At 33.5% G+C, this 26,945-nt stretch carries 25 protein-coding genes and 2 tRNA genes; 21 read left to right on the forward strand and 6 right to left on the reverse strand.

Annotated elements, in window-relative coordinates; all coding sequences use genetic code 11:
- Nucleotides 1-69 precede the first annotated feature (69 nt).
- The 8 genes from J3D55_RS06115 (at nucleotide 70) to J3D55_RS06150 (ending at nucleotide 6,756) form a co-directional block, all read left to right on the forward strand.
- The gene (locus tag J3D55_RS06115; protein ID WP_259129191.1) at nucleotides 70-846 is read left to right on the forward strand and encodes an ATP-grasp domain-containing protein; all 777 of its coding nucleotides are present in this window, start codon (nucleotides 70-72) and stop codon (nucleotides 844-846) included.
- A gap of 16 nt (nucleotides 847-862) precedes the next feature.
- Complete coding sequence (locus J3D55_RS06120) at nucleotides 863-1,435, forward strand: DinB family protein (RefSeq protein WP_259129193.1); 573 nt, start codon at nucleotides 863-865, stop codon at nucleotides 1,433-1,435.
- Nucleotides 1,432-2,445 carry an RNA ligase, Rnl2 family gene (locus tag J3D55_RS06125; protein WP_259129194.1) on the forward strand — a complete coding sequence of 338 codons (1,014 nt, stop codon included), beginning with the start codon at nucleotides 1,432-1,434 and terminating at the stop codon, nucleotides 2,443-2,445. The genes J3D55_RS06120 and J3D55_RS06125 overlap by 4 nt, the downstream gene beginning before the upstream one ends.
- A gap of 208 nt (nucleotides 2,446-2,653) precedes the next feature.
- The gene (locus tag J3D55_RS06130; RefSeq protein WP_259129197.1) at nucleotides 2,654-3,598 is read left to right on the forward strand and encodes an MBL fold metallo-hydrolase; all 945 of its coding nucleotides are present in this window, start codon (nucleotides 2,654-2,656) and stop codon (nucleotides 3,596-3,598) included.
- A gap of 213 nt (nucleotides 3,599-3,811) precedes the next feature.
- The gene (locus J3D55_RS06135; protein WP_259129199.1) at nucleotides 3,812-4,375 is read left to right on the forward strand and encodes a metallophosphoesterase family protein; all 564 of its coding nucleotides are present in this window, start codon (nucleotides 3,812-3,814) and stop codon (nucleotides 4,373-4,375) included.
- Between the two features lie 96 nt (nucleotides 4,376-4,471).
- Nucleotides 4,472-5,017, forward strand: coding sequence for a 3'-5' exonuclease (locus J3D55_RS06140; RefSeq protein WP_259129201.1), 546 nt, complete (start codon nucleotides 4,472-4,474; stop codon nucleotides 5,015-5,017).
- A 105-nt stretch (nucleotides 5,018-5,122) separates the two neighbouring features.
- The gene (locus J3D55_RS06145; RefSeq protein WP_259129202.1) at nucleotides 5,123-5,677 is read left to right on the forward strand and encodes a 3'-5' exonuclease; all 555 of its coding nucleotides are present in this window, start codon (nucleotides 5,123-5,125) and stop codon (nucleotides 5,675-5,677) included.
- Between the two features lie 56 nt (nucleotides 5,678-5,733).
- Entirely contained in the window at nucleotides 5,734-6,756 is a 1,023-nt protein-coding gene (locus J3D55_RS06150; RefSeq protein ID WP_259129204.1) for a DNA topoisomerase IV subunit B family protein, read from the forward strand.
- Between the two features lie 32 nt (nucleotides 6,757-6,788).
- Here the strand turns inward: J3D55_RS06150 and J3D55_RS06155 are convergent, their stop codons facing one another.
- Nucleotides 6,789-7,685 carry a helix-turn-helix domain-containing protein gene (locus J3D55_RS06155; protein WP_259129212.1) on the reverse strand — a complete coding sequence of 299 codons (897 nt, stop codon included), beginning with the start codon at nucleotides 7,683-7,685 and terminating at the stop codon, nucleotides 6,789-6,791.
- A gap of 229 nt (nucleotides 7,686-7,914) precedes the next feature.
- Here J3D55_RS06155 and J3D55_RS06160 point away from each other — a divergent pair, with 229 nt between their 5' ends.
- The 4 genes from J3D55_RS06160 (at nucleotide 7,915) to J3D55_RS06175 (ending at nucleotide 11,011) form a co-directional block, all read left to right on the forward strand.
- On the forward strand, nucleotides 7,915-8,964 hold the full coding sequence (locus tag J3D55_RS06160) for an NAD(P)-dependent alcohol dehydrogenase (RefSeq protein ID WP_259129223.1): 1,050 nt from the start codon (nucleotides 7,915-7,917) through the stop codon (nucleotides 8,962-8,964).
- 369 nt (nucleotides 8,965-9,333) lie between these two features.
- A tRNA-OTHER gene (locus tag J3D55_RS06165) sits at nucleotides 9,334-9,394 on the forward strand.
- 5 nt (nucleotides 9,395-9,399) lie between these two features.
- Nucleotides 9,400-9,476 (forward strand) — tRNA-Lys (locus J3D55_RS06170).
- A gap of 434 nt (nucleotides 9,477-9,910) precedes the next feature.
- On the forward strand, nucleotides 9,911-11,011 hold the full coding sequence (locus J3D55_RS06175; RefSeq protein ID WP_259129225.1) for a slipin family protein: 1,101 nt from the start codon (nucleotides 9,911-9,913) through the stop codon (nucleotides 11,009-11,011).
- A 130-nt stretch (nucleotides 11,012-11,141) separates the two neighbouring features.
- On the opposite strand, the gene J3D55_RS06180 is transcribed toward J3D55_RS06175, so the two are convergent.
- Nucleotides 11,142-11,588, reverse strand: coding sequence for a VOC family protein (locus tag J3D55_RS06180; protein ID WP_259129237.1), 447 nt, complete (start codon nucleotides 11,586-11,588; stop codon nucleotides 11,142-11,144).
- Between the two features lie 491 nt (nucleotides 11,589-12,079).
- Here J3D55_RS06180 and J3D55_RS06185 point away from each other — a divergent pair, with 491 nt between their 5' ends.
- Together J3D55_RS06185 and J3D55_RS06190 are read left to right on the forward strand one after the other, a co-directional pair.
- Complete coding sequence (locus tag J3D55_RS06185; RefSeq protein ID WP_259129239.1) at nucleotides 12,080-13,597, forward strand: TROVE domain-containing protein; 1,518 nt, start codon at nucleotides 12,080-12,082, stop codon at nucleotides 13,595-13,597.
- Nucleotides 13,598-13,784: 187 nt separating this feature from the next.
- Complete coding sequence (locus J3D55_RS06190; RefSeq protein ID WP_259129244.1) at nucleotides 13,785-14,390, forward strand: hypothetical protein; 606 nt, start codon at nucleotides 13,785-13,787, stop codon at nucleotides 14,388-14,390.
- Between the two features lie 1,471 nt (nucleotides 14,391-15,861).
- On the opposite strand, the gene J3D55_RS06195 is transcribed toward J3D55_RS06190, so the two are convergent.
- A complete protein-coding gene (locus tag J3D55_RS06195; RefSeq protein ID WP_259129245.1) occupies nucleotides 15,862-16,206 on the reverse strand; it encodes a helix-turn-helix domain-containing protein in 345 nt (114 codons plus the stop codon).
- 13 nt (nucleotides 16,207-16,219) lie between these two features.
- Entirely contained in the window at nucleotides 16,220-16,636 is a 417-nt protein-coding gene (locus J3D55_RS06200; RefSeq protein ID WP_259129247.1) for a transposase, read from the reverse strand.
- Nucleotides 16,637-17,306: 670 nt separating this feature from the next.
- On the opposite strand from J3D55_RS06200, the gene J3D55_RS06205 reads away from it, so the two are divergent.
- Nucleotides 17,307-18,845, forward strand: a complete 1,539-nt coding sequence (locus J3D55_RS06205; RefSeq protein WP_259129254.1) for a SulP family inorganic anion transporter — start codon at nucleotides 17,307-17,309, stop codon at nucleotides 18,843-18,845.
- Nucleotides 18,846-19,091: 246 nt separating this feature from the next.
- Here the strand turns inward: J3D55_RS06205 and J3D55_RS06210 are convergent, their stop codons facing one another.
- Both J3D55_RS06210 and J3D55_RS22300 read right to left on the reverse strand, forming a co-directional pair.
- Nucleotides 19,092-20,696: an elongation factor G gene (locus tag J3D55_RS06210; protein ID WP_310466823.1), complete on the reverse strand. Its 1,605-nt coding sequence runs from the start codon at nucleotides 20,694-20,696 to the stop codon at nucleotides 19,092-19,094.
- Nucleotides 20,656-21,159, reverse strand: coding sequence for a GTP-binding protein (locus tag J3D55_RS22300; RefSeq protein WP_310466825.1), 504 nt, complete (start codon nucleotides 21,157-21,159; stop codon nucleotides 20,656-20,658). The genes J3D55_RS06210 and J3D55_RS22300 overlap by 41 nt, the downstream gene beginning before the upstream one ends.
- A 795-nt stretch (nucleotides 21,160-21,954) precedes the next feature.
- Between J3D55_RS22300 and J3D55_RS06215 the strand changes: the two genes are divergently transcribed.
- Genes J3D55_RS06215 through J3D55_RS06240 form a run of 6 tightly spaced genes read left to right on the forward strand, consistent with a single transcriptional unit; the run spans nucleotide 21,955 to nucleotide 26,815 of the window.
- Complete coding sequence (locus tag J3D55_RS06215) at nucleotides 21,955-22,629, forward strand: HAD family hydrolase (protein WP_259129261.1); 675 nt, start codon at nucleotides 21,955-21,957, stop codon at nucleotides 22,627-22,629.
- 2 nt (nucleotides 22,630-22,631) lie between these two features.
- Nucleotides 22,632-23,456, forward strand: a complete 825-nt coding sequence (locus J3D55_RS06220) for a phosphoribosyltransferase family protein (RefSeq protein WP_259129268.1) — start codon at nucleotides 22,632-22,634, stop codon at nucleotides 23,454-23,456.
- On the forward strand, nucleotides 23,446-24,000 hold the full coding sequence (locus J3D55_RS06225; RefSeq protein ID WP_259129275.1) for a TerD family protein: 555 nt from the start codon (nucleotides 23,446-23,448) through the stop codon (nucleotides 23,998-24,000). The genes J3D55_RS06220 and J3D55_RS06225 overlap by 11 nt, the downstream gene beginning before the upstream one ends.
- Nucleotides 24,001-24,006: 6 nt before the next feature.
- The gene (locus tag J3D55_RS06230) at nucleotides 24,007-25,176 is read left to right on the forward strand and encodes a toxic anion resistance protein (protein WP_259129277.1); all 1,170 of its coding nucleotides are present in this window, start codon (nucleotides 24,007-24,009) and stop codon (nucleotides 25,174-25,176) included.
- 39 nt (nucleotides 25,177-25,215) lie between these two features.
- The gene (locus tag J3D55_RS06235) at nucleotides 25,216-26,145 is read left to right on the forward strand and encodes a hypothetical protein (RefSeq protein WP_259129279.1); all 930 of its coding nucleotides are present in this window, start codon (nucleotides 25,216-25,218) and stop codon (nucleotides 26,143-26,145) included.
- Nucleotides 26,146-26,203: 58 nt separating this feature from the next.
- On the forward strand, nucleotides 26,204-26,815 hold the full coding sequence (locus J3D55_RS06240; protein WP_259129287.1) for a TerD family protein: 612 nt from the start codon (nucleotides 26,204-26,206) through the stop codon (nucleotides 26,813-26,815).
- Nucleotides 26,816-26,945 lie beyond the last annotated feature (130 nt).

Below are 26,945 nucleotides of genomic sequence, written 5' to 3' on the forward strand. Positions count from 1 at the left end.
GTATAAACTTCCCGCATCCAGCTTCCAACTTCCATCCAAAAAAATAAAAACCTTTAAAAACCAATAACCATGTATTTTTTAGTTCAGGCTAATGTATATTTAGATCCCGATCATTACAAAATTTTTGATGCGTTGGAAGAATTAAATATTGATTATCATGTAATTAATATTCCGCCAACAGCAGAAAAAATAGACTTCGAAACAGACAGAAAAGATGTTTTCGTGTATGGTTCGGTGACGATTGCAAGATTGGCAAAACAAAATACCGACTGGTTTCCCGGTTCTTTTTACGGAGGAAATCACCTGTATGAAGTGTATTCTAAATATTATGGTGAAAACCTTTTGAATCCCAAAGTTTCCGTTCACAAAATTTCAGAAGAATTGATTTGGAAAAAAGATGAACTAAAATTCATTAAACCCTACAATGAAGCGAAAATTTTTACAGGAAAAGTTTTTAACGAAACAGAATGGAAAGATTTCGTTTTTGAATCATTAAAAAATCAATTAAACAGAATTACAGAAGATTCTTTGGTTCAGATTTCTGAAGCAAAACGAACGATAAAAGAAGCAAGACTTTGGATTGTTGGCGGACAAATTACCGATGCAGGATATTATAAATTTAATGATAATGCGCCTTTCGAAGAAAATGTGTCAGAAGACGGATTGAATTTCGCCAATGAAATGATCCAACTTTTCAATCTTGAACAAGCCTTTGTAATGGATATTTGTTTAACGGATGAAGGCTGGAAAATCGTTGAAATAAATTGTATCAACAGTTCTGGATTTTATCCGAACACCAACGTGAAAAGTATCATCAAAGCATTGAATATTTACTTTTCTAATTAAAATTTAAAAAAATGTAATGGATATTTTTAGATTAATTCAAGATATAAAAACGCATTTGAAACTCAGTTTTGTTGAGGTTGATAAATGGTTTGATAAAGATAAAGAAACGTTGAATTTTCAGCCTTCAAACGAAGGTTGGACGATTCAACAGATTTTAGAGCACATTTATCTGACGAACTTTTATTTGTTTATTCTCATTGAAAAAGGTTCAAAAAAAGCAATGCGAAATTATCTTAATCTTGATTTAAATCTTGAATTACAACATTACAGTTTCGATAAAGAAAAATTTGAAAAAGTAGGTGAGTACGGAGCTTTTAAATGGATAAGACCAGAACATATGGAGCCTAAAGGAGAATTAAATTTAAGTGAAATCAGAAATTTAATTTCTCAGCAATATCATGAATGTTTAAATTATTTAGACTTGATGAAAAACGGCGAAGGTCTCCTCTGCAAAACAACCATGACAGTGAATGGATTAGGAAAAATTAATGTGTATGAATACATTTATTTCCTTTCACTTCACGCGCAAAGACACGTTACTCAGATGAAGAATAGCGAATTAGAAACAATTAAAAAACTAAAAAAATGATTTTCAAAACATATAACTCTATAGAAAATGCTTACCAAACCCGCGTGATCGATCAGATCAGGTTGCAGGGTTTTGGGGATGAGGTTTTCATTGTACAGGAAAAGGTTCACGGTGCAAATTTCTCTTTCTTTACCGATGGAAAGGAAATTAAAATCGCAAAAAGAACCGCTTTCATCGAGAAGGATGAAAAATTCTATAACGCCCATCAAATGTTGGAACGTTACAGAAAAAAAGTAATTGATTTGTTCGAAAAAGTGAAAACTATCCATCCGGATTTAGAAACTGTAGTGATCTATGGTGAATTATTTGGTGGAGGTTACAAACATAAAGAAGTAGAGCCCGTAAAAGATGCGATAAAAGTTCAAAAAGGTGTTGAATATGCACCTTACAACGAATTTTACGGATTCGATATTAAGTTGAACGGCACTACTTATTTGGATACAGATTTGGTCAACCAGATTTTCGAGGAAACCAGATTTTTCTATGCGAAAATCTTATTTCAAGGAACTTTGGAAGAGGCTTTGAAATTCCCGAATGTTTTCGATTCTAAAATTCCGGCTTGGTTGGGATTACCGGAAATTGAAAATAATAGGTGTGAAGGAACGATCGTTAAAACTTTGAAAACCAAATATTTTGGAAACGGCTCAAGGGTCATTTTAAAAAATAAAAATGAAAAATGGGTCGAAAAATCTAAAATGGTTAAAAAAGATAGACCTATTCAGAAAGAAGTTCATTTCAGTGAAAATGCCAAAAATATTTGGGAAGAAATCCAAAAATATGCAACTGCAAACCGACTGAACAATGTTGTGAGCAAGATTGGTGAATTCGAACCCAAAATGATTGGGAAAGTGATCGGTCTTTTTTCACAGGATATTTTGGAGGATTGTGAAAAAGATTTCCCGAAAGTTTTCACAACCATAGAAAAAGAAGAACAAAAAAGAATCAACAAAAAGTTGAATTCTTTAGTCATTGACGTTGTAAAAGAAGAGTTGATGACTCTAAAAGTATAGTTTCGGTAATTTATTATCGAAACTTTTTTATATGTTTAATTAAACAACAAAAATCGCAAAAATTTTATTTATTAAACGCTCACTTTGTCTTCCCGTAGGGATCTAAGCAAAGCTTGTAGAAATAATGATTAAAAAAATACAAGCTTAGATTCTTTCAGAATGACAAACAGAGAGCAAAATTTTTGTGATTAAAAAAAAATTAGAAAAAATGTTACAGGCAGAAATAAAAAGTCTTTTAAAAGAAGACATCAGTATATTAATAAAAATTCCGAATTCAGCAAAGCATTATTTGTGTGATTGCGGGGAAGCTAGTTTATTGACGGTAAAAGAAGTACAGTCGGTTTCAACGATATTCATCAGTCATACCCACATTGATCATTTTTCAAATTTCGATGGAATTTTCAGACATCAAATTGGAAGCGGAGAAAAAATCGTGATTTGCGGACCGAAAAATATTCATCAACAAGTTGAATCCAGGTTAAAATCTTACACTTGGAATTTAATTGATGAAAATGCAATTGAATATGAAATTCGTGAGATTGTTTCAAAAGAAGAAATTAATGTCTATAAAATCCGACCACCACACTGGAAACTTGAATTGATAACCACTCAAAATTTCCTTTTTGAAGACGAAAATGTGAACGTTGATTTTGCGATTCTCGATCACAAAACAGATTCTATCGCTTATCTGTTTAAAGAAAAAGATTCGATCACTTTTAATGAAAACGCTTCCGAATTTAAAAAAGGAAAATGGATCAGTGAATTGAAATCAGCTTTTGAAAACAACGATTCAGACAAAGAAATTGAGATCGAAAATACAGTTTACAAAGCTTCGGATTTGTTTCATTTTTTAACAAGAAATGAAGGTTACAAATTAGGGATAATTATGGATCATGCCGTTTGTGAAAACAATTATGAAAAAATTAAAACTGTTTTCAACTCAGCAGATATGGTGTACATCGAAACATTTTACAAAGACGAAGATCAGGAATTTGCAAAGATCAATTATCACAGTTTTGCGTCTGCATCAGGAAAAATAATGAAGGATTGTGAGGTGAAAGAAGCCATCCCGATTCACTTTTCAAGAAGATATGTGGAAAGCGATAAACTGGAAATTCAAACGGCTTTTTATAAAGCATTTCGAGGAAATTAATTAAAAATATTTATTAAACTAAAACCAAAAGAGATTTAACACTTAAGTTATTTTTAAGTTTAAATATAGATGTGAAAAAGAACACTTAAGTTTTTGAAAATCTTTGATTTTCATCTCATGTGAACTAAAATGTTTTCAAAGAATTTAACTAAAAACTAATGTGTTCTTAAGTGTTAAAAAAAATGTCTTTTGTGGTTAAACAAAATCAAAAAAATGAAACCCAATATATTTTTCACAGCAGACCACCATTTTGGTCACGAAAATATTATAAAATTCTCCGAAAGGCCTTTTGAGTCTTTGGAACACATGAATGAAGAACTCATCAAAAGATGGAATGAGAAAATTGCAGATGGCGATACAGTCTACCATTTGGGTGATATCAGTTTGGGAAAACCAGACTGTACGAGAGAAATTTTGGATCGATTAAATGGAAATATTCATTTGATAAAAGGAAATCACGAAGGGGCAGCTTTGACGTATCCTAAAAGATTTGCTTCCATAAGAGATTATCATGAATTGAAAATTGATGAACCGGAAAATAGCAATGGAAAACAAAAAATCATCCTCTTTCATTACGCAATGCGCACCTGGAATGGTTCACATCGCGGAGTTTGGCAACTCTACGGTCATTCTCACGGAACTTTACCGGATGACGAAATGGCTTTAAGTATTGACGTTGGAGTAGATTGTCACAATTTTTGTCCAATCTCTTATGAGGAAGTTAAGGAATTAATGAAGAAGAAAAAATGGACGCCACCGTTTGCGCCGAGAAATTAGTATGATGGAAGCTGGATGCGGGAAGAAGGAAGTTTTGCAGTGTGTGATTTACTTCCATCCTCCAACTTCCTGCTTCCATCCTTTAAACCAAAAATCATGAAAACAACAAACAAAATAGTAATCATCGACTTAGAAGCTACGTGTTGGGAAAACGACAGAATTCCTGCCGGACAAAAAGTCGATATCATAGAAATAGGAATTTGCGAATTAAACAGAACAACAGGAGCAATTTCCAAGAAACAAAGCATTTACGTTATTCCGGAAAGGTCTAAAATCAGCAAATTTTGTACAGATCTTACAGGAATAACTCCAAAACTGATAAAAGAAAAAGGAATTAATTTCGAAGAAGCCTGCGAGAAAATAAGGGATGAATACGATTCAGCTTCGCTTACTTGGGCAGGTTTTGGAAATTTTGATAAAGAGCAGATCATGGAACAATGTGATTATCTCGGTATCGAAAATCCTTTTTCCGAAAATTATATTAACATTATGCATCAGTTCAAAGCCCATAATGGACTTTACAAAATGATGGGTTTAAAAAGAGCTCTTAAAGCTATGAATATGGATTTTGAAGGAAATCATCACAGCGGAGCAGACGATGCATATAATGCCGCCAAAATTTTAAGGAAGATTTTGGAATAATCTTGGACTGGAAGTCTGAAGCTGGAGGCTGGAAGGGAATGTACGACTGTGATAAACTTCCATCTTCCCGCTCCCCACTTCCAGCCCTTTAAAACATTTAAAAAAGTGAAAACAACAGACAACATATTAATTATAGACCTCGAAGCCACGTGTTGGGAAGACCAACCGCCGAGAGGTCAGGAAAGTGAAATCATAGAAATCGGAGTTTGTATTATGGATGCAAAAACTGGTAAGATTTCGCAAAATGAAGGGATCTTAGTGAAACCTCAATTTTCAAAAGTGAGTCCGTTTTGTACGGAACTTACTTCCATTACTCAACAAATGCTTGATGATGAGGGCGTTTTATTAGAAGATGCTTTAGATATTCTGAGAGCAGAATACGATTCCGAAGACATGACTTGGGCAAGTTATGGAAACTATGACTTGAATATGCTTCAGAATCAGGCAAGACGCTTCAATGTCGATTATCCTTTGAGTGACGATCATATCAATGTGAAAACGTTATTCGGAGAACTGCATCCGACCGTCAGAAAAAGTGTCGGAATGGCAAGAGCTTTAGGCGAACTGAATTTCAAACTTGAAGGAACGCATCACAGAGGTGTGGATGATGCGAAAAATATTGCGAAGATTTTGTATTGGTGTCTTCAAAAAGCCAAGTAAAAAAGTAGATAAATCCCTTTAGAATTCGTATATTTAAGAGTATTTGAATTTTATTTATGGATGAAAAATATAATGCTTTAACGCATATCAGAAGTCGACCTGGAATGTATATTGGTTCAATAGATCATTCTGGTTTTAATGAACTAATTTACTATTTGATTCAGGATTTTGTAAAAGCAGAGACTTATGAAATAGTTTTTTCATTAAAAGAGAATAATCGATTAATTATTGAATGTGTTACTCATGAAAACTCTTCTTTCGTTTTAGATGCAATCAACAACATTAATCATTATAATAATGAACATTTCTATTTATCAATTGCCGGTATTATTGCTTTGGCAGATACTTTAACAATTGAAATTAACGATGTGCCTATTTTACATTCTAAGAAAGGAGTATGTGAAATTGTTAGTCAAATTACTGATGATGTCAACAAAATAAAGCTCGATTTTACGGCGGATAAAGATATTTTTAAAGATTTAAACTTGAGCTATCAACATTTGAATAGTTTATTCAGGAGGTTTTCTTTTTTGAACGCTAAACTTAAAATCAAGAGTATTGATGCATCAACCGATGAATTACAAATCAATATTTTTCATTATCCAAAAGGGTTATCAGAGATAATTGACTTTGAATTAGTGAAAAACTTTAGATATGATTCTCCTTTTTTTAAGATAAATTTTAATAAAAAAACAAATTTTTCGTATTCACTATCATTAGCTTTTGTGGGAGGTTGGAGTCTAAAACCTAAAATTAAAGTTTATGCTAATTATAAAGAAACAATTTTAGGAGGATCTCTGTTGGATGGAATTTTACAAGGGTTCAAAAAATTCTTAAAAGAAGAAGCTTTAAAGAAAAATTTAAACTTAAATATTTCAAATGCTAAGCTTAAAAAACATCTTTTACTTTATGCTTCAGTCAACGGAGAGTTATCTTATTTAGGGTCAACTCGATGGAAATTAGGAACTCCAAAAGTTCAAAGTGAAATTAAAGAATTCATTTATCAGGAATTGAAATCCTATTTTACAGATAAGGAAAATACAATTACAGATATTTTAGATGTCTTACAAGATCAATAGTAAGCTCTCTTTTATAGGGGGCTTTTTTTATTTTAAATTATATTCTTCCGATAAATTTTCGGAGTAAGCTGTTGGTTTTTCTTAAAGAAATTAATAAAGTGAGAGAGATCCTCAAAACCAAGACTCCATGCGATTTCCGAAATATTCCAATTGGTGTGCTGAAGTAGGCTTCTTGCTTCCTGCATGATTCTTTCGCTGATTACCTGTGACGTTGTTTTTTCGGTCACCGATTTCATCACATGATTAAGATGATTGACGTGAATTGATAATTGGTTGGCAAATTCTGTAGGATGCTTCAATTCCATACGCTGCATGGTGGATTCAATCGGGAATTGTCTTTCCAATAACTCTAAAAAAATAGATACAATTCTCTGAGATCCGTTTGAATCTTTATATTGTTGATAAGCTGCAGGTTCCAGTTTTAATGCTTTAAAAATAAGTTGAAGAACAAGAGTTCGTAAAGTATCATATTTATAGTTAAATTCAAGCGTAATTTCATGAAGCATCTGATCAAAAATATCTTTGAAACTATCAAATTGTTCCGGATCTAAATGATATAAAGGAACACTTCCGGGTCTGAAAACAGGATATTCTTTAAAATTGTTCATAAAAGGATTAAAAAAATCTTCCGTAAAAACACAAAAATAGGCGGTTTGATCAGACTCCAGATGTTCCCAGGAATATGGAATATTCGGATTTGAAAAAAGCAAAGCACAATCAAATTCTATTGTTTTATCAGCATAATACAATTTTGTTTTTCCTTTTAACAGGCTTATTTTATAGAGTGCTTTACGATTAAAAGGCTTGCAGTTGAATCTTTCATCATTATTATGTTTTACATGAAAAACATTGAAGTTATTGATGTCTTTTTCTACGGTTCCGGGCATAAAAACTCGGGTGTCCGTTTTTAAATCTTCGTGCAAATTCATTTCAGGATTATTAAATATTTTACATTAATAATTAATACAATATTACATTAATTAAAGGCCAGAAATACTGCTTTTTTCAAACATAAAGTTGTAAAAATCAAACATTTTCTATTATAAATGTAAGGAATAATAATTATTCTATTCTTTGATTTTTACAGTTTTTGATTTGATAAATGCACATTCAATAATGTAATGTTGAGATAATTTTGTGCCAATAAATTATACTATTATGATAAAAGCTAAAGCGTATGCGGCGCAAAATCCAAACGAGACACTTGCACCGTGGGATTTTGCAAGAAGAGATGTTGGTAATCATGATGTGCAGATTGAAATTTTATATTGTGGAGTATGTCATTCTGATCTGGCACAAATTAATAATGAATGGTTTCCCGGAGTATTTCCAATGGTTCCCGGCCATGAAATTGTAGGTCGGGTGACAAAAGTGGGAGATCATGTAAAGAAATTTAAAGTTGGTGATCTTGCAGGTGTGGGAACTCTTGCGAATTCTTGCGGTCATTGTCAACATTGTGAAGATGGTCTTGAAGTGTACTGTGAAAATGGAGTTATCCCGACTTATAATGCGATTGACAAATACCGAGACAATTTGCCGACGTATGGAGGATATTCGAATACAATTGTTTCGGATGAATCATTCGCAGTAAGTATTCCTGAAAATTTAGATCTTGCAGCTACAGCTCCATTATTGTGTGCAGGAATCACGACTTATTCTCCGCTTAAACACTGGAAAGTAGGAAAAGGACATAAACTTGCAGTATTAGGATTGGGCGGTTTAGGACATATGGCGGTTAAATTCGCTGTGGCTTTAGGCGCTGAAGTCACTATTTTAAGTACTTCCCCTCATAAAGCTGCAGATGCGGAAAAATTGGGAGCTCATCATTTTGTAGTGACAAGCGATGCAGAAGCGGTGGAAAAAGTTAAAGCATCATTTGATTTCATTGTTGATACAGTAAGTGCAGAACATGACTTTGATTTTTATCTTTCTTTGTTAAAGCTTGACGGGATTCATATTGTTGTAGGAATTCCACCGGAAGGAATATTGCTGAAAAATGTTGGAATGCTTCAACTGGGTCGTAAAAGCATTGTAGGATCTGCTTCTGGAGGTATTGCTGAAACTCAGGAAATGTTAGATTTCTGCGCAGAACACCAGATTGTTGCCGATATTGAGATGATAGAGATGAAAAATATTCACTCCGCTTTTGATAGAATGGCAAAAGGAGACGTAAAGTATCGTTTTGTTATCGATATGTCTACTTTATAAACAAACAGGATCAGGAAAAATTATTAAATTTTTTATACAGGGAAATTAATACGGGCTGCCTTTCGAGGTAGCCTGTTTTTTATTTTAATTAAATTTTTTTAAATCTAAAACAACAACGCAAAAAGGTTGCGTAATAGTGTTATTACTTTGCATCATCAAAATGAAACAATACTAAAATTTTGAAAAATAGATTTTAGTCAAAATATCAGGCGAGTCTTGTTGGGTGTTTCTGTATATCACCATTGCAGAATATTTTGTTGAGAAACATGATATTATTCTGTTCAACTTGATCTGAAGGTTTCAGAGGTTTTCCAAAAAATCTCACACGGCTCTATCGGTTGGAGGTTCGAGTCCTCCTATCTCCAAAATGGGGATATAGTTCAAGTGGTAGAACAATAGATTTTTAGCACAGGTTCGAATCCTGTCTTCACTTCGGGTGAAGTAGCTCAGTTGGTTAGAGCACTACACTTTTAATGTAGTTTGAAAATAGACTCAAAATCTATTTTTTATTAGAGTTTGAATATCTCGTTAAAAATATTCTTCATGGAAAGTCTGGGATTTTTTCAGTTGTTGAATCAACATTTTGAAAAAGCCTGTAAGAAAAGTTTTTTCTGAAAATGAAATTCAGTTGATGAATACATGATTATTGGACAAATTTTTCTAAAAATGACGGTTTTCCGCGTGAGCGATGGTAATGGATATCCTTTTTTGTCACATTGAGCAGAGTCGAAATGTGAACAAAAAAGATAGAAATGAACGTAGCGACCCAAGCTGTTGCTTTCAGCGATGGAAAGGGACACGCCCAAAATCTGATTGATTAGAAAATAAGTTTATAGTATTCGGAAATGAATAGACTTTTTTGCAATACTTTACTTCCGCCATTTTTGGAAGAAAGAATCTTGGTTTTTCCTTTTTTAATTAAAATTAATAACACTAAAAATAAAATATGATGGTAAAAAATGTACAAATTAAAGCATATCAAGTGGGTTTGGTTTTTAAAAACCGAAACCTGATTACTATTTTGAAAGAAGGTAATTACTGGCTTTTCGGAAACAAATCTGTAGAAGTTTTTGAAACGAAAGCTCAGTTTAAAACCGGAGAAGATTTGAATCTTTTATTGAAAAATACAGATTTAGCTTCTATGATTGATGTTGTTGAGGTAAAAGACGGCGAAATTGTTTTGGTTTATGAAAACGGAATTTTTAAAGAAGTTCTAAATGTTGGTCAATATGCTTTCTGGAAAGGTGTTTTGAAAAGAGAATTTCAAAAAATCGACCTGACAAAAGTTGAGATTACAGAAAAAATTTCTAAAACAATTTTGGAAAATTTGAAACTCAAAAGCTTCGTAAGAAAGTTTGTTGTAGCTAATCAATATAAAGGTCTTTTGTTGATAGACGGTAAACTGACCCAGATTTTAGAAGCCGGAACCTATTATTTCTGGAACAACGAAACTTCTGTAGAAACCAAAACTATCGATACAAGAATGCAACAAATGGAAATTGCAGGTCAGGAACTTTTGACGAAAGATAAAGCGATGCTTCGTATCAACTTTTACGTGCGTTATCAGGTGGAAGATGTTGTGAAAGCTTTGATGGATAATAAAGAATACGACAAACAACTTTACATTTTAATGCAATTGGCTTTGCGTGAATTTGTTGGAGCTTTAACGTTGGATGAGTTGCTGTTGAAAAAAGATTCTGTAGGCAAAGAAATCCTTGAAAATCTTGGTCACAAAGCTGAAGACTTAGGTTTAAAAGCTTCCGATGCGGGAATCCGTGATGTGATTTTGACTGGAGAAATGAAGGAAATTATGAATCAGGTTTTGATTGCTGAGAAAAAAGCTCAGGCAAACAGTATTATGAGACGTGAAGAAACCGCTTCCACAAGAAGTTTACTGAATACGGCCAAATTAATGGAAGAAAATGAAACGCTTTGGAAACTGAAAGAAATGGAATATATGGAGAAAATCGCCGAAAAAATTGGAGATATCACCGTTTCCGGAAATAGCAATATCGTTTCTCAGCTAAAAGAGATTTTTACGAAATAATCAAAGACAGGTTTTCATTTTTGAAAATCTGTCTTTACTTGTTATAACCAAGAAAGAGTCCCGAAGGGACGATTTAGCAAAGGATTGGATAAAATCCAATTAAAATCAACATACAAATCGTAAGATTTTTTTAATTTTCTTTCAACCACTCCTCATAAGAAAGCACACCCAATTCAGGTTTTGCATCAGCTTCCAAAATCGAAATAAATTCCAGTTGATTTCCATCAGGATCATTAAAATAAATTGCCAAAGCGGGCATCCAAGCAAAAACCATCGGCTTATCAATTCCGTCTTTTAAAAAGTTGTAAGGTTTTAAATCTTTATCTTTCAAAAACTCAACCGAATAATTCAAAATGTCTTCTTTATCAGCCGTAAAAGCAAAATGTCTTGTCTGTAAATTTTCTTTCTGCTCCCACAAACCAAGCATGGATTCTTTATTTTTTCCAATCCATAAAAATGCAATCGGACGGTTTTCATCTTTGTGAGCAAATTCCAATCCTAAAACTTCAGTATAAAATTGAATAGCATTTTCCAGATTACTTACCTGGACGTGAGTTTCATATAATCCTTTAATCATAGTTTTAATTTTAATCAAAACAAAGCTAGAAAAGAGATTTTCAAAAATTTTACATTGTTGATTCCTTTATATTAAATGAATGATAGACAAATTGTATTTGGTTGTTAGTGATAGTTGTTTGTTATTAGATTTAACGTTATTTTTTGTCATTCAGAGCGGAACGCAGTGAAGCGTGGAATCTAAATTATCACTACCACTTTGCTTAGATTCCTACGGAATGACAAAATTCGTGGATATATCTTTTTAAAATCATTTCATTCCTCACAACGGCAACACAATCAATTTTTCGCAGATAAAATCCTTGCGTCTTAAAAACAGTTTGTAACAAAATAAAGCTTTGCGTCTTTGCGATTTTCCAACAAAAAATAAAAACTTTTTCAGAAATCTTTTCACTACGCAAAAACACTGCGCAACACCACTCTTACTTTGCATAAGAAATCAGAGAGGAAGTGATAATCCTCCAAAAATGTTTAACAATAAAAACAGTAACCATGAAATTTAATTTTTTAAGAAAATCAAATAACGTAGTAATGAATTACGAAGGTGCAAAAGCTTACAAAATGACACCTGCAGAAGAATTGTATAGTGCTGTTGTTACAACAGGATTATCAAACACAACTTATGAAAAAGGAAATGAAAGATTGGCGAGAATCCAGTCTCTGATTCAAAAAAACGATCCAGATTTCGTTGCAAAATTGGCAGTTTATGCGAGAAAAGAGATGTATTTGCGTTCAGTTCCATTGGTTTTGACGACCGAATTGGCAAAGCAGACTTCAGGTACAGACTTGGTAAGCAAAACAGTTGACGGAGTGATCCAAAGAGCTGATGAAATCACAGAATTGCTAGCGTATTACCAATTAGCAAACGAAAGAAAGGATATTAAAAAATTGAACAAACTTTCAAAACAAATCCAAAAAGGTTTGGTGAAGTCTTTCAATAAATTTGATGAATACCAGTTTGCAAAATACAATAGAAAAGCTGAGGTTACACTGAAAGACGCTTTGTTTTTGGTTCACCCAAAAGCAAAAGATGAAAATCAACAGGCAATTTTCAACAAAATCGTCAACGATGCGTTGGAAACTCCATACACTTGGGAAGTTGAACTTTCGGTTTTGGGTCAGACAAAATTTGCGGACGAAGCAGAAAGAAAATCAGCTTTCAAAAACAAATGGGAAGAATTGATTTTCAGTAACAAGTTGGGTTATATGGCAACGTTGAGAAACTTGCGAAACATCTTGGAAGCCAACGTTTCATCAGATGCAATGTACAAAGTGTGCAACTATTTGTCGGATGAAAAAGCGGTGAGGAACTCAAAACAATTGCCATTTAGATTTTTGTCGGCGTATAGAGAATTGAAAACGATCGATTCACCCTATTTGTCCTCAATTTTGGAAGCATTGGAAGATGCCGTGATGGTGAGTGCAAAAAATATCAAAGGTTTTGGTTTCGATACTTCGGTGGTGATTGCGGCAGACGTTTCGGGTTCGATGCAACAGCCGGTTTCTGCGAAATCTAAGGTCTTGTTGTACGATATCGGTTTGCTAATGTCGATGATGTTGCAGTCACAGTGCAAAAATGTGGTTTCAGGTATGTTTGGTGACACTTGGAAGAGAGTTCCGATGCCTAAAAACGGTATCCTGAGAAACGTAGATGCGTTCTACAAGCGGGAAGGTGAAGTGGGTTACTCCACAAACGGTTATTTGGTGATCGAAGATTTGCTGAACAGACGCGAAAAAGTGGATAAAGTCATGCTGTTCACCGATACTCAGCTTTGGGATAGCAACGGAGGTAGAAATTCCTTTGAAAATTCATGGAATCAATACAAAAGTTTCAACCCAAATGCAAAATTGTATATTTTTGATTTGGCAGGTTACGGAAAACAGCCGTTGGATGTCAGAAAAAATGATGTATATCTTATCGCAGGTTGGTCCGACAAAATTTTCGATGTACTGAATGCCTTGGAAGACCGAAAATCTGCAGTAGAAATGATTAAAAAAGTAGTGCTGTAAAAGACACTGCTTTAATTAATTATAAATTATAAGTGATTAATTATAAATGATTTTCATACCGAATATTACTATAATTTAGGAGCTATTTCCCGCTTTCCACTATATCTTTTTCGCCAACGCTTTTTTCAAGCCATTTCAGAAAAAGGATTTTCATTGCAATGGGCTAAGAAAAAACAAACTGCAGAAAATGATACAACTTTTTAATGTTATTGAAATTAATCCTTTTAGATATTCGAAGGAAGAATATGAATTACCCGAACTGTCAGATTCACCAAGCTCTGAAGCTCTGCATGAAAGATGGCAAAACGCTATAGCAACATTAAATCTGGACTTGAATCCAATTAAAAAAGGTTCTTATTTTGTGGATATTGAAACTGTGGATGATGAAAATTTGAAAATTATTTTAAAAGTAGTTTTTAATGATATTGAAACTGAAGACGAAGATTATCTGATGTTATTTAATGGTGGGTTGATTTTAAAAAAAGATGATGAGATTCTTCTTGAACCAACTTGCTGTGTAGATCTTGCAGATTTAAAGGATTGGGAGTATATTTTTGAAAACGATTCATTAGAATGGTCACAATTATGGATTGGGCATCCTTATGTTTTTTATAGAAAAAATAAAGGTAAAATTGAGTTTTCAGAATATACGGAGTTAATGTTGAGTGAATTAGAAAATATACAACCTGTTTTTGAAGTTGATGAATCAGAATTAAAAACTGAAGTTAATAAAATGAAAACACAACAAATAAATTTCAATCATAGAGTTATCGAACTTTTGAAAGAAATATAATTTAAACATTCTTATTGTCATTCAGAACGGAACGCAGTGAAGAATCTATTTACAAATTGCTTCGTCATTTCCTTCCTCGCAATGACTAAAAAATAACCGATGCCGTAAGAAAAGAAATCCTTCGACTTCCAATTGACACAGAGTCTTTTCGCTATATTGCTCGGTTTTATAAATCAATGTCGTGACCTTAAGAGTTTCATCGTCAAACTTCCAATTTGAATAACATTCAAAACTCTTATAAATTGTTACTTGGTTTTTAAAATAAATTTCAACTGCGTAAAAAGAATGCGCACTAACGTAATAATTTTGCAGTAACAAAAAAGTAATAACCATAAAAATTTAAAAAAAGTAAGTGTCGTAAAACAGAATTTCTTCGTTTAAGGGACAGCAATACAGGTTCGAGTCCTGTTCCCGAAAATCGGGATGGCGTAATTGGTATCGCTCTGTCAGTAAGTCTCTGTTTGATTTTTTACCTTACTTTAAAAAATAATCGATGCCGTAAGAAAGAGTTCCTTCGAATCCAAATTGAAAAAAGCCTCTTTCAAATTTTTTGCTCGATTTTAAAATTATTTAAAGATAAAAATCAAGTGTCGTCCTAGAATCATACTTCGATATTAAATCATTCGGTCGCAGGTTCGATTCCTGCCTTTTCTGTTGTAAACGAAATGTAGCTCAGTTGGTAGAGCAAATGAACTGAAAGATTCTGCAATTTTTACCTTGATTTAAAACAAAAGAGTGCCGTAGAGAAGGCTTACTTCGAGTCAGAATTTAGACCTCAAAAATCTAAGAAAAGTGCAATTTCCCGAATAATAGTAAGGAGCGGGTGCATGTCTGTCTTTTCGCCTTTTGCCTCTTTTTTATTTAAAAAATTTACAGATAAGTGTCGTAGAGAAGGGTTCCTTCGTATTAACGGTCCTAAGGTAGCGTAATTCGGGCGACCGAACTAGCGAGGTTGGGTTGAAAACCAACTGGGCAAAAGTTTTCGAAAGAAAATGTAAGTCTCTAGCAGATGTAGAATTGCCGGCTCACTGCCCAAAATGGGTAAGAGCGGCGCTCATGAAAATGAGCAAACTCTTTTTCGCCTGTTGCCTTATATTTGTATTAAAAATAAAAACAAGTGCCGTAGAATAGTGTTACTTCGCTCATTACGACGAGGTCGCGGGTTCGAGTCCCGCCTTTTCCACACTTTCAAAACACAAAATTTCTATAGGAAAAGTAGCTCAGTTGGTAGAGCACGACATACGCTTTTTGGTTATAGCCTTGTTTTAAAATATAAAGTGTCGTAGAGAAAAGTTACTTCGTCAACATTTGAAGGGGAGGAATAATGAAGCAGATCATTCCTGCAAGATTATCCGGTTCGATTCCGGCAAACGCTGCCCCGCTTTCTTTTCTCGCTTATTACCTTTAAAAAAAATCCGATGAACTTTTTGCTTCATCGGATTTTTTATTTTCAGAATATTTCATTCAAAAATTAATTCTTGGATGCTATTTTTTCGTATTCTTCTTCAAATGTCTTTTTCCATTTTGCAATGGTCGTTCTGCTTATTTTATATTTTTTAGACATATAATTGGTAGAAAGATTATGTTTTTGCTGATACTCAAGGAGCTTAAGCATTGTTTTCTTATCGTAGGTTTTTAATTTCTGATTGTTTTCTGAGCTTTCTTTGGATTGTTTAAAAACCAAATCATTAAAATTCAATACGTCTTCCGTCGTTTTTAAATTCTTTATAAGGCGTTGAACTTTAGGATCTTTTAATTTTTCAGGATCCTTCTCTTTCAACATATCCTGATAAATTTTTGTATAATTAGGGCGCATGAGATTCTTAATTTTAGATTTTTTGAAGCCAGCGATGCAGCGTACTTTTAGGAATTGAGTATTCGCTGATGATTTCATTGTGTGTCATTTCACCAGACTGGATTTTCTCAATAATAAAATCCTTAATTTCCTGTGTATAAATGTTTTTTCTGAAATAAGGAATTTTACCCGATTTTGGTTTCTTTTCCTTATCAACAGCCGAAGGTGGTGAGTACAAAATAAGGTGCGAACTGTAAAGCCTGAAAAAATCGTATTCCAGTAGCTTTGAGCATCTTAGAAGAATTTCTGTACTTACAGATTCACTTTTGTAAATCTCTTCCACAGCTTGTTCATCTTTCTTTAAAAAACTGCATACTCTATCGATGCTGATCTCCAGTTCGTCGACTCTATCTTTGATAAACTGCCCTATATGTATTTCTTTGTATAACATGTGATTAAATAACCTTAGTATTTAGTAAACAATTTGCATGCAAAACCCAACAGAAAGTATATTATTTGTCTGAAAATAAAAAATATATTAAAAAGACTTTTAATGAAAGTAAACGTGTGTGAAGTGTAAAAGAATGTATATAAGAATCAGAATTTCAGATTTTTATCTTCTTGATTCCTGTTTACATAAAGAGTTTTTGCATTCTCATTTTACATTTCATCATGTTTTCAGTGGTCATTTTGTTTCCTCCTTGTTATTTTGCCGAGTAACGTATTTTATTCCATGACTTTCTTTGCAGAAGTATGAATAATACCCTTACCTGTTAAAATTTTTCGTGCAATTCCTTATATAATTTTAATTGTTGTTTTAGATTTGATTTAAAATTTTAGTTAATTGTTATCAATTAGCTTAAAATTTTATAGAAATTAATTGGCTTCTCTAATCTCAAATATAGAAAAATTAGAAATAAAACCCAACAAAGGAATGAAAAAAAATTGTTAAATATGGTTTTTAATTAAAATTAAATCAAATAAACACGTTATGTGGCAGAATACTGTAATGTTTTATGTTTGGAAAACACACAACGTATATAAGAATGTATTGTGAAATACTAAATAGAGGTACCACAAAAATTGTGTAAAAAAATTCAAGTGCATACCTTTGCCACGAAATGAAAAATACTATTGCCTTATTCGATTTTTCAAAAAAAATCAACTACAAAAACGAACTTTTAGCCGGATTTACCGTTGCAATGACCATGATTCCAGAGTCGCTTTCGTTTGCAATTCTGGCAGGGCTTTCTCCGTTGACAGGGCTTTACGCAGCTTTTATGATGGGATTGGTTACTGCAATTTTAGGCGGTCGCCCCGGAATGGTTTCCGGTGGAGCAGGAGCTACGATTGTTGTTTTAATTGCTTTAATAAAAACTCACGGTATAGAATATCTGTTTGCAACTGTAGTTCTCGCAGGGATTTTTCAATTATTGGTTGGTGTTTTCAAGCTCGGAAAATTCGTAAGATTAATTCCGCAACCCGTAATGTATGGTTTCCTGAATGGTTTGGCGGTCATTATTTTTATGGCTCAGGTCGAACAGTTTAAAGTTACCGATGCAAACGGAGTTGTCGGCTGGCTTCAGGGAACATCCTTATATATAATGTCTGGTTTAACGGTTTTAACGATTGCGATTGTGTATTTCTTTCCAAAAATAACGAAAGTCATTCCGGCTTCTTTAGTCGCCATTTTAATCGTTTTCGGAATTGTTTTGGGATTTGGAATTAATACTAAAACTGTTGCAGATATTGCCCACATCAGCGGAAGTTTACCGAGTTTTCATGTTCCGATGATTCCTTTTTCTCTGGAAACCTTACAGATTATTTTTCCTTATGCTTTAATTATGGCTGGAGTTGGCTTAATTGAATCATTGTTGACATTATCAATGGTCGATGAAATCACCAATTCAAAAGGAAATGCCAACAAAGAATCTGTTGCTCAAGGTTTAGCGAATATTACCAATGGTTTTTTTGGTGGAATGGGAGGTTGTGCGATGGTTGCCCAAACTTTGGTGAACTTAAATGCCGGTTCAAGAGCCAGACTTTCGGGAATAATTGCATCAATAACAATTTTAATAATCATTCTGGTCGGTGCTCCTTTTATTGAAAGAATTCCAATGGCTGCTTTGGTTGGAGTAATGATGATGGTCGCAATCAGTACATTTCAATGGGTTTCGATTCGCATTATTAACAAAATGCCGAAATCTGATATTTTTGTCGGAATGACGGTGGCTTTAATTACCATTGTTCTTCACAATTTGGCTTTGGCAGTTTTGGTGGGAGTCATTATTGCAGCCTTAGTCTTTGCTTGGGATAATGCAAAAAGAATTCGTGCCAGAAAATATATTGATGAAAATGGTGTGAAATATTATGAGATTTTCGGACCTCTATTCTTCGGTTCAGTCACTGCTTTTACAGAAAAATTTGATCCTGCAAACGATCCCGAACAAGTGGTCATCGATTTCAAAGAAAGCCGAATCGTTGATATGAGCGCCATCGACGCGTTGGATAAATTATCAAAAAAATACAACGAACTCAATAAAAAGCTGCATTTAAAACATTTAAGTGAAGATTCTATAAAATTATTAAAAAACGCAGAAGCCGTAATCGAAATCAATATTCAAGACGATCCAACCTACAAAGTAATGCCGGAGAAGTAGGAGGGTTTTGAGTGAGAGAGTTTTAGAGTAGGAGTATTTTAGGGTTTAGCGTTGTGAAAAAAAATCTGTGCAAATTCGTGAAATCCGTGGGAAATAAAATCAATTCAAAGAATATAGCACACAATATGAGAAGAAAAGATCCGGGTAATCAGCAAAATCAGGGAGAAAAATAAAAAAATCCTCATTCATCATAAGCACTATAACCCAAACAAGGACCGCAAAATAAAATTCGCAGCCCTCGTTTTTTTAGGTCATTAATGTATTCGCAATGAAATCGGGCACTAAAGCATAGTGCGACAACTTCATGCTGATCGAAGCTCTACCGCTCGTCAACGTTCTCAGATCAGAAATATATCCGAAAGTAGAAGCCAAGGGAACTTCTGCCGCGAAGATTTTTCTACCTGATCTTTCATCAATCGAAGTAATAATTCCTCTTCTTTTATTGATGTCAGCAGTCACAGCTCCGGTATATTCTTCAATACTTTGAATCTCAACTTGCATAATGGGTTCCAATAATTTTGGTTTGCACTGTTTTGCAATTGCTCTGAAGCCATCTCTTGCAGCAATTTCAAAATCTAAAGCATGAGAATCATTACTGTGAGTCGATCCGTCGAGAAGTGTAATTTTCATACTTTCTAAAGGATTTCCGCTCAAAGCTCCATTTTCCATTGCCTCTCTGAAACCTTTTTCAATCGAAGGAATAAATTCATTTGGAATTACTCCGCCTTTAATTTGATTAATGAATTCCAAACCGATTTCGTTATTTTCACGAGGTCCGATTTCAAAAGTGATATCTGCAAATTGTCCGCTTCCACCGTTTTGTTTTGAAAGTTTTTCTCTGTGTCTTCTGGTTTCGGTTAAAATTTCTCTGTAAGAAACTTTAGGTTTTCCCTGATTGATTTCAATTCCGTGATTCAATCGGATCTTTTCTAACGTAACTTCAAGATGCAATTCTCCCAAACCACTCAACAAAGTTTCACCTGTTTGTCGGTCTCTTTCGACAACCAACGACGGATCTTCTTCCTGAATTTTCGCTAAAACCAAACCGAAAGATTTCTCATCAGCATTTGTTTTCGGCTCAATCGAAACTCGGATAACCGGAGCAGGAATCGTGATGGATTCAAGCAAGACAGGTTTTTCAATGGAAGATAAAGAATCGCCTGTTTTTGCGTCTTTTATTCCGGTTAAAGCGACGATATCACCCGCTTTTCCTTCTTCAATTGTTAACGTTTTGTCCGACTGCATCTGCAAAATCCTCGAAATTCGGAAATTTTCATTCGTTCTCACATTTAAAATTGTGTCTCCGGATTTTATCTTTCCTGAATAGATTCTAAGCATGGCAAGTTTTCCCATGTGTTTGTCAATCAACACTTTGAAAACCAATCCTGTAAAAGTTTCTTCTTCATTTCTTTCCAATTCAATGTTTTCTTCTGTTGCAGGATTTTTTCCTTTAATTGAAGTTAATTGATTTGGAGCGGGAAGATAACTTACAATTGCATCGAGTAAAGGCTGAACTCCTTTATTCTTAAAAGCAGAACCACATAAAACAGGAACTAAACTTCTGGATCCACAAGCTCTTTTTATCGCTTCAACAATCATTTCTTCAGAAATTTCAGTTTCAGCATTCATGAATTTTTCAAAGAAAGTTTCATCAAATTCGGCTAATGTTTCCATTAATTTGAGTCTGAATTCCTCAGCTTCGACTTTATAATTTTCAGGAATATCCTTTTCAATAATGGTTTCTCCGTTTTCATCGATCCAATACAACGCTTTTTGCTTAATTAAATCAATAACGCCTTCAAAATTATCTTCAGAACCAATAGGGATTTGCAAAGCCAAAGGAAACTGCATTCAACTTAGTTTTTATTTCATTTAAAACCGCAAAGAAATCAGCCCCGATTCTGTCCATTTTATTTATGAAACAGATCTTGGAAATCCCATGTTTTTCTGCTTGAAACCAGACGTTTTCCGTTTGTGGCTGAACTCCCGAAGAAGCACAGAAAACCGCAACAACGCTGTCTAAAACTCTTAAAGAACGTTCAACTTCCACCGCAAAATCAATGTGACCGGGAGTATCAATAATGTTGATATTAAAGACATTCTGATCTTTTTTCCATTGCGTGGAAATCGCTGCAGATGAAATGGTAATTCCTCGGTTTTTCTCCTGAATGTCTTTATCCATCGTGGTATTTCTTTCGTCTACGTTTCCTATTTTGTGGATCATCCCTGTGTAATAAAGCAGTCTTTCCGTGAGTGTTGTTTTTCCTGCATCGACGTGTGCTATGATCCCTATATTTCGTGTGTTGTATTTCATTTTTTTTAATTTAAATTGTTGATTTTTAAGGTTGTGCTGATATTTTAAACGCAAAGCTATTTTTAAAAACTGTTTTTATTTAAGAGCGCAAAGAGTTGCGACAAAGTCGCTGATGAAGCAAGCTTCTTACAATCAATTTATTGATTAGAACTTTGCTCACTCTCTTATTCAGTAAGAAAATTTTTCTTTGCGTTAAAAATTTAGGACAACCAACTTGAATTTTCGAAAGCTGGAAATAGGGTAGCAAAAAAGACCTATCTGAACAGATAGGCCTTCGTTATATTTTTGTTTTATAAAGGTCGATCGTTATTCAGATAAATATTGAGTGCTACCAAAGTACACCGCTCTGATAGGATTGCTTAAATTGATTATATTTATCATTTTTGTTGACATTGTTGATTGTTAATCGGTTGCGAAATTATAAAAAATATTTAAATGACCAAAATTTTTTTTAAACAATTGAGAATTTAAAAGACTTTGCTTGATTTATATTATTTTAACGCCAAAGCCGCAAAGTTTTATTTAATTCTTCGGAAATATTCATCCATTTAATCCAAAAAAAACTTGGCGATCATAGCTTTAAGAAAAAAGATTTTCTTTCACTGAATTGCGCTTAGTCATTAAATTCAAATTAGGGGAAATCATAAAAATATCTTAAAACATAAAACTACATTTATACATTAATTTAAAAATTCTATCTTTGGAAATAATAGATGAATTCGAACACAATTGATCATGAAAAAATTAAAGTCTTTTTCAAGAAAAAGCTAATGAAACTTTTAACTTGTAACCGTTTTGAAAACAGATATCGACATTCGCAACCATAGTCATTTTTCTTTTGATTTATGGCTTACCTTAATAAAATCTCACCCTGAATTTAAATCAAAAAGAGTTGAGCTGTTCTCCTCGTTTTTTGATGTCAACAAACCGATTGATGAAGTTACGAAAGTCGTAAAATATTACGATGATCTTTGTAATTCTATTAATGAAGTAATTGGTGGAAATGTAGATACTTTTGAAATTTATTTATTGATTTTAAATGCTTTAGAAGTAGATTTAAAACAATTAAATAGAGATCAATTAAATGAGTTTTATTTGAAAAGCGAAGAATTATTTCTGGAATATAAACCTGTTGTGATTTTCGAAAATTTGCATCAGTTTTTTGATGAAATTAAAAATCAAGGAAAAACGATTAATATTTTGAGTAATACTGGTTTTATCAAAGGGAAAACGATGAGAAAATTCCTGATGAATGAAAACTTGGATCAGTACATCGATTTTCATATTTATTCTGATGAAATTAATTGTTCAAAACCGAATCCTCAGATATTTCAGGAGGTGAAAAATTTAATTAAAAACCAAGATTTAGACTTAAAGCAGATTTTGCATATTGGTGACAATCCGATTGCTGATTACAAAGGGGCAAAAGATTTTGGTTTCAACGCACATTTACTTAAACACCAACTATAATTATGAATAAAAGGTACAGCTTACACCACATTCATTCGGCGGATGAGTTTACTTTTTCACCCGCAGAATACAGCTTTTTCAAGTATGGCGATAAGTCGTATGCTGAAAAATTTGCAAAAGAATTATTCGAAGGATTTATTTCCGGACATGAAGATATTTTAAATACAGATAAAGAAATTGTGATTCTTCCAAGTCCTTATATGGCGATTCCGACGGCTTCCAATTTTTTATGTTTTTATTTTAAGAAACAACTGGATTATTATTTGTTTCAGAAAGGAAAAAAATCAAGCATTTTATCGAAAATCAATAGAAATCATACCTATACAACAGATTATGGGAATCTAAGTTTTGAGGATCGTAAAAATTTAATTGCGAACGATACTTATTATCTGGATAAAGATTTTCTTAGAGGAAAACTTTGTATTTTTATAGACGATATAAAAATCACGGGAAGCCACGAATTTACAGTGAATAAAATCTTGAATGAATACGATGTAGAAGCAGATTTTTTGTTCATGTATTATGCTGAATTGATGAATTTTAACCTCGATCCAAAGATTGAAAACTATTTTAATTACTACGCTGTTAAAAATGTAGAACACATCGCAGAAGTAATGGTAAAGCCTAGTTTTCAATTCAATACGAGAATCGTGAAATATATTTTAGGCTTAGATTCAAGTAATTTTGAGTATATTACGTCTAAAGTAACAAAGGAGCATATGGATAATCTGCTGGAACTGGCAATCAGCAACAATTATCATTTAATAAAAGAATACGAAAACAATATAAACACTTTAACGCAAACCGAACTATATTATGGCTATTAACTTACAAAAAGGACAGAGAGAAAATATAAATGCACCTAAATTCACGGTAGGTTTAGGATGGGATACCAACAATACATCTACGGGAACAGGATTTGACTTAGATGCGTCTTTATTTTTATTGGGCGAGAACAAAAAGTTAGTTTCTGATAATCACTTTATTTTTTACAATAATCTTGAGTCTCCGGACAAAGCGGTGATTCATTCGGGTGATAATTTAACGGGTGACGGAGCAGGAGATGATGAGCAAATTAAAATCGATTTAACTAAAATTGATGACGCTATAAAAGAAATCACAGTTGTAGTAACGATTCACGATGCAGATGCAAGAAGACAAAACTTCGGACAGGTAAGAAATTCTTTTATCAGAATTTTCAATACAGATACCAATGAAGAAATTTTAAAATACGAATTAGACGAAGATTTCTCTATCGAAACAGCAGTAGAATTCGGAAGAATCTACAACAGAAACGGAGAATGGAAATTCGAAGCAGTAGGAGCAGGACAGAGAGACGGTCTTGAAAAATTTGTATCAATTTATCAATAATTTACCATGGATAATCAAGAAAATCAACCAATAGACCCTCTTGGATCGATCGAACCTTTAAAGACTTTCGAACCAACTCCGATGGCGGCACCGAGTCAGCCTGTTCAGAATGCAGCTCCGGCGGTTCTTGTGGACAGAGACGGAAATGTAAATTTGACGCAATTACAGGTAGAAGAACGTAAAAAATACGAAGTTCTTGCAGATTCTATCGATGAAACAAACCCGGGAGCGATCGTTAACTTTGGAGCAGATCTTCAGAGAACATTATCGAACCAGAGTGATAGTTTCTTAGGAAATGTAAGAAGATCAAATTCTGGTGAAGTAGGTGAATTGATTAATAATTTACTTGTCGAGCTTAATTATGTAGATGTTGAAGAATTAAATCAAAATAAATTCAAAAGTTTCTTAAGCAAATTGCCTTTCATGAAAGGGGTAATGACGCAGATTGAGAATTTATTTGCAAAATATGATAAGATCGTTAACAATATCGATCAGATCGCTTATAAAGTAAATGCAGGAATCATTACTTCCACGAAGGATAATGCTGTTTTACAGACGATTTTTGAAAGCAACGTAAACGCCATCAAACAAATCGAAGAATTAGTGATTGTCGGAAATCTGAGAATGGAAAAAGCAGGAGTAGAATTGGCTGAAATGGAAGCCGCTCCACAGAATTTCCAGGATTATCAGATTGCAGATAAGAGAGATTTTATCGCGAGATTAGACAGAAGATTGGCGGATCTTAAAGTGGTTCGTTTAATTATGATGCAGTCTCTTCCGCAGATCAGATTGGTTCAAAACAACAATGTTTCGATCGCTGAAAAAGCACAAACCATTTTGACGACAACGTTGCCACTTTGGAAAAACCAGCTTTCACTGGCGGTTGCGATGTACAGACAGCAGCAAAGTATTGAAATTCAGCAGAAAGTTTCGGCTACGACTGAGGAAATTTTAAGAAAAAATGCAGAACGTTTGGGTCAGAATTCTGTGAATGTAGCAAGAGCAAACGAGCAGACTATCGTTTCTGTTGATGTCTTGAGAGAAACGACGGCAAAACTGATCAGTACATTGAATGAAGTGAAACAAATCCAGAAACAAGGTGCAGAAGGAAGAAGAAAACTGGATCAGGATTTGATGACTTTGGAACACGAATTAAAAGCAAACGTAAGAGGATAATAACAGGATAAAAAGGTGAATGATGATGCTGTAAACATAATGTCCCAGAGCAAAAGAAGATTAACGAAACTTAAACTTCTGGCGAATTTTTTTGAAAATGTTGATATAATTTCGATCTACATTAAGACCGATATTATCCATAATCTTTTTCAGGAAAAAAATAATGGACTCGATTACAGTAAACTCGAACTTTTTCACCTTCAGTTCACCGACAGTCTCATCGAACTTTTAACTAAAATTAAAAGGCAAAAGGAAAATGATATGTTGGCTGTTATTAACGAAATTGATATCAACAGCAAATATATTTCCGGTTTCGAAGAAAAGCGTGTAGACGGTTTTGAAACAGACCGGAAAATGTACAGCAGTATTTTTTCAAATCAATTAAAAAGTCTGTATAAAGATCTTACGGAAGACAAATTCCGTTTGAATTGGGATAATGTTTTGTATTTCTATAAAAAATATGCAACAGAATTCTACAGATCGAATGTTGATGAGGAATTATTAAAATCAGGTTCGTTTCCGGCGTATCAATATCAGGAATATCAGATAGAAAGGAAATTGTTGGGAAGGCTTAATATTCAGAACTTTAAAGTTCGTTTTGTTTGCGGATACGTGATTACAGGAAATGAATATGAATTGTTTAAGATTTTTCAATCCGATGATCAGTTTATTTTTGATCTCGAAGGCAAAAAAATGTATTTAATTGATCCGAAAAAGTTGGAAAAACTTGATACGATGCCCAATGAATCGAATCAGGGAATGATTGTTAATCAGCTGAAAAAGAAGAATGAACAGCTGGAAGAAACAATGAACGAAAGGAAAAAAACGTTGCCGGATCAGGTAATTGGTGTTTTAAAAGATTATATTAAAAATCTTGAAAATACGGATGTCATGAGCAAAATGTTTGATATCAATGAAGAAACGAATATTCTTCGCGCAATGCTTAATTTAAATTTAAATAATAACTAAAAAGCAGAAAGCTAATTGCTGGTTTGCTAAACAAAATAATAATATTAAACATAAAAAGATGGCTATTAACTTACAAAAAGGTCAAAGAATAAATCTTACAAAAGAAAACGGAACAACGCTTTCACAAGCTTGCGTAGGAATCAACTGGGGAGCAATTGAGAAAAAAGGGTTCTTCGGCGGAGTTACAAAAGAAGCGGTAGACTTGGATGGAAGCTGTATTTTATATGATTCTAATAAAAATGCAACTGAAATCATCTATTTCGGAAACCTGAAATCTAAAAACGGTGCTGTAAAACACAGTGGAGATGATTTAACAGGTGACGTAAACGGAGATGACGGATTGGATAACGAAGTAATTACAATAGATTTCAGCAATCTGGAGTCAAATGTAGAACACGTTGCATTGGTTCTGAACAGCTATAAAGGTCAGGATTTCGGAACAATTCCTTTTGCTTCAATCAGAATTTATGAAGGAACTCCAACCAATGTAAGAGAAGTTTTTGCTAAATATGATATTGGAAACGATGCTTCTTTCAAAGGACACGTTGCCATGGTAATGGGAGTTTTTTACAAGAAAAACGGAGAATGGAAATTCAACGCAATCGGAGATCCTACCGCTGACAAAAAATTACAGGAAACAATCGAAACTGTAAAGCAAAAATATTTGTAAGAATTGATATTCAATAGGAACGGACTTTAGTCCGTTTACATAAAAAAATAGATTCCCATTCGGCTTTAGCCGAAACTTATCTATATTGAATAAAAATATAAAAAATTAGCAATAATTGTATTCTGTACAG

Origin of the sequence: Chryseobacterium ginsenosidimutans (genome assembly GCF_024807225.1) — a bacterium.
GTDB lineage: Bacteria > Bacteroidota > Bacteroidia > Flavobacteriales > Weeksellaceae > Chryseobacterium > Chryseobacterium ginsenosidimutans.

Bases quoted from the DNA above. Each gene is read 5' to 3' on its own strand.
- J3D55_RS06115 (WP_259129191.1), top strand. From the start codon at position 70: ATGTATTTTTTAGTTCAGGCTAATGTATATTTAGATCCCGATCATTAC.
- J3D55_RS06120 (WP_259129193.1), top strand. From the start codon at position 863: ATGGATATTTTTAGATTAATTCAAGATATAAAAACGCATTTGAAACTC.
- J3D55_RS06125 (WP_259129194.1), top strand. From the start codon at position 1,432: ATGATTTTCAAAACATATAACTCTATAGAAAATGCTTACCAAACCCGC.
- J3D55_RS06130 (WP_259129197.1), top strand. From the start codon at position 2,654: ATGTTACAGGCAGAAATAAAAAGTCTTTTAAAAGAAGACATCAGTATA.
- J3D55_RS06135 (WP_259129199.1), top strand. From the start codon at position 3,812: ATGAAACCCAATATATTTTTCACAGCAGACCACCATTTTGGTCACGAA.
- J3D55_RS06140 (WP_259129201.1), top strand. From the start codon at position 4,472: ATGAAAACAACAAACAAAATAGTAATCATCGACTTAGAAGCTACGTGT.
- J3D55_RS06150 (WP_259129204.1), top strand. From the start codon at position 5,734: ATGGATGAAAAATATAATGCTTTAACGCATATCAGAAGTCGACCTGGA.
- J3D55_RS06155 (WP_259129212.1), bottom strand. From the start codon at position 7,685: ATGAATTTGCACGAAGATTTAAAAACGGACACCCGAGTTTTTATGCCC.
- J3D55_RS06160 (WP_259129223.1), top strand. From the start codon at position 7,915: ATGATAAAAGCTAAAGCGTATGCGGCGCAAAATCCAAACGAGACACTT.
- J3D55_RS06175 (WP_259129225.1), top strand. From the start codon at position 9,911: ATGATGGTAAAAAATGTACAAATTAAAGCATATCAAGTGGGTTTGGTT.
- J3D55_RS06180 (WP_259129237.1), bottom strand. From the start codon at position 11,588: ATGATTAAAGGATTATATGAAACTCACGTCCAGGTAAGTAATCTGGAA.
- J3D55_RS06185 (WP_259129239.1), top strand. From the start codon at position 12,080: ATGAAATTTAATTTTTTAAGAAAATCAAATAACGTAGTAATGAATTAC.
- J3D55_RS06190 (WP_259129244.1), top strand. From the start codon at position 13,785: ATGATACAACTTTTTAATGTTATTGAAATTAATCCTTTTAGATATTCG.
- J3D55_RS06195 (WP_259129245.1), bottom strand. From the start codon at position 16,206: ATGCGCCCTAATTATACAAAAATTTATCAGGATATGTTGAAAGAGAAG.
- J3D55_RS06200 (WP_259129247.1), bottom strand. From the start codon at position 16,636: ATGTTATACAAAGAAATACATATAGGGCAGTTTATCAAAGATAGAGTC.
- J3D55_RS06205 (WP_259129254.1), top strand. From the start codon at position 17,307: ATGAAAAATACTATTGCCTTATTCGATTTTTCAAAAAAAATCAACTAC.
- J3D55_RS06210 (WP_310466823.1), bottom strand. From the start codon at position 20,696: ATGCAGTTTCCTTTGGCTTTGCAAATCCCTATTGGTTCTGAAGATAAT.
- J3D55_RS22300 (WP_310466825.1), bottom strand. From the start codon at position 21,159: ATGAAATACAACACACGAAATATAGGGATCATAGCACACGTCGATGCA.
- J3D55_RS06220 (WP_259129268.1), top strand. From the start codon at position 22,632: ATGAATAAAAGGTACAGCTTACACCACATTCATTCGGCGGATGAGTTT.
- J3D55_RS06225 (WP_259129275.1), top strand. From the start codon at position 23,446: ATGGCTATTAACTTACAAAAAGGACAGAGAGAAAATATAAATGCACCT.
- J3D55_RS06230 (WP_259129277.1), top strand. From the start codon at position 24,007: ATGGATAATCAAGAAAATCAACCAATAGACCCTCTTGGATCGATCGAA.
- J3D55_RS06235 (WP_259129279.1), top strand. From the start codon at position 25,216: ATGTCCCAGAGCAAAAGAAGATTAACGAAACTTAAACTTCTGGCGAAT.
- J3D55_RS06240 (WP_259129287.1), top strand. From the start codon at position 26,204: ATGGCTATTAACTTACAAAAAGGTCAAAGAATAAATCTTACAAAAGAA.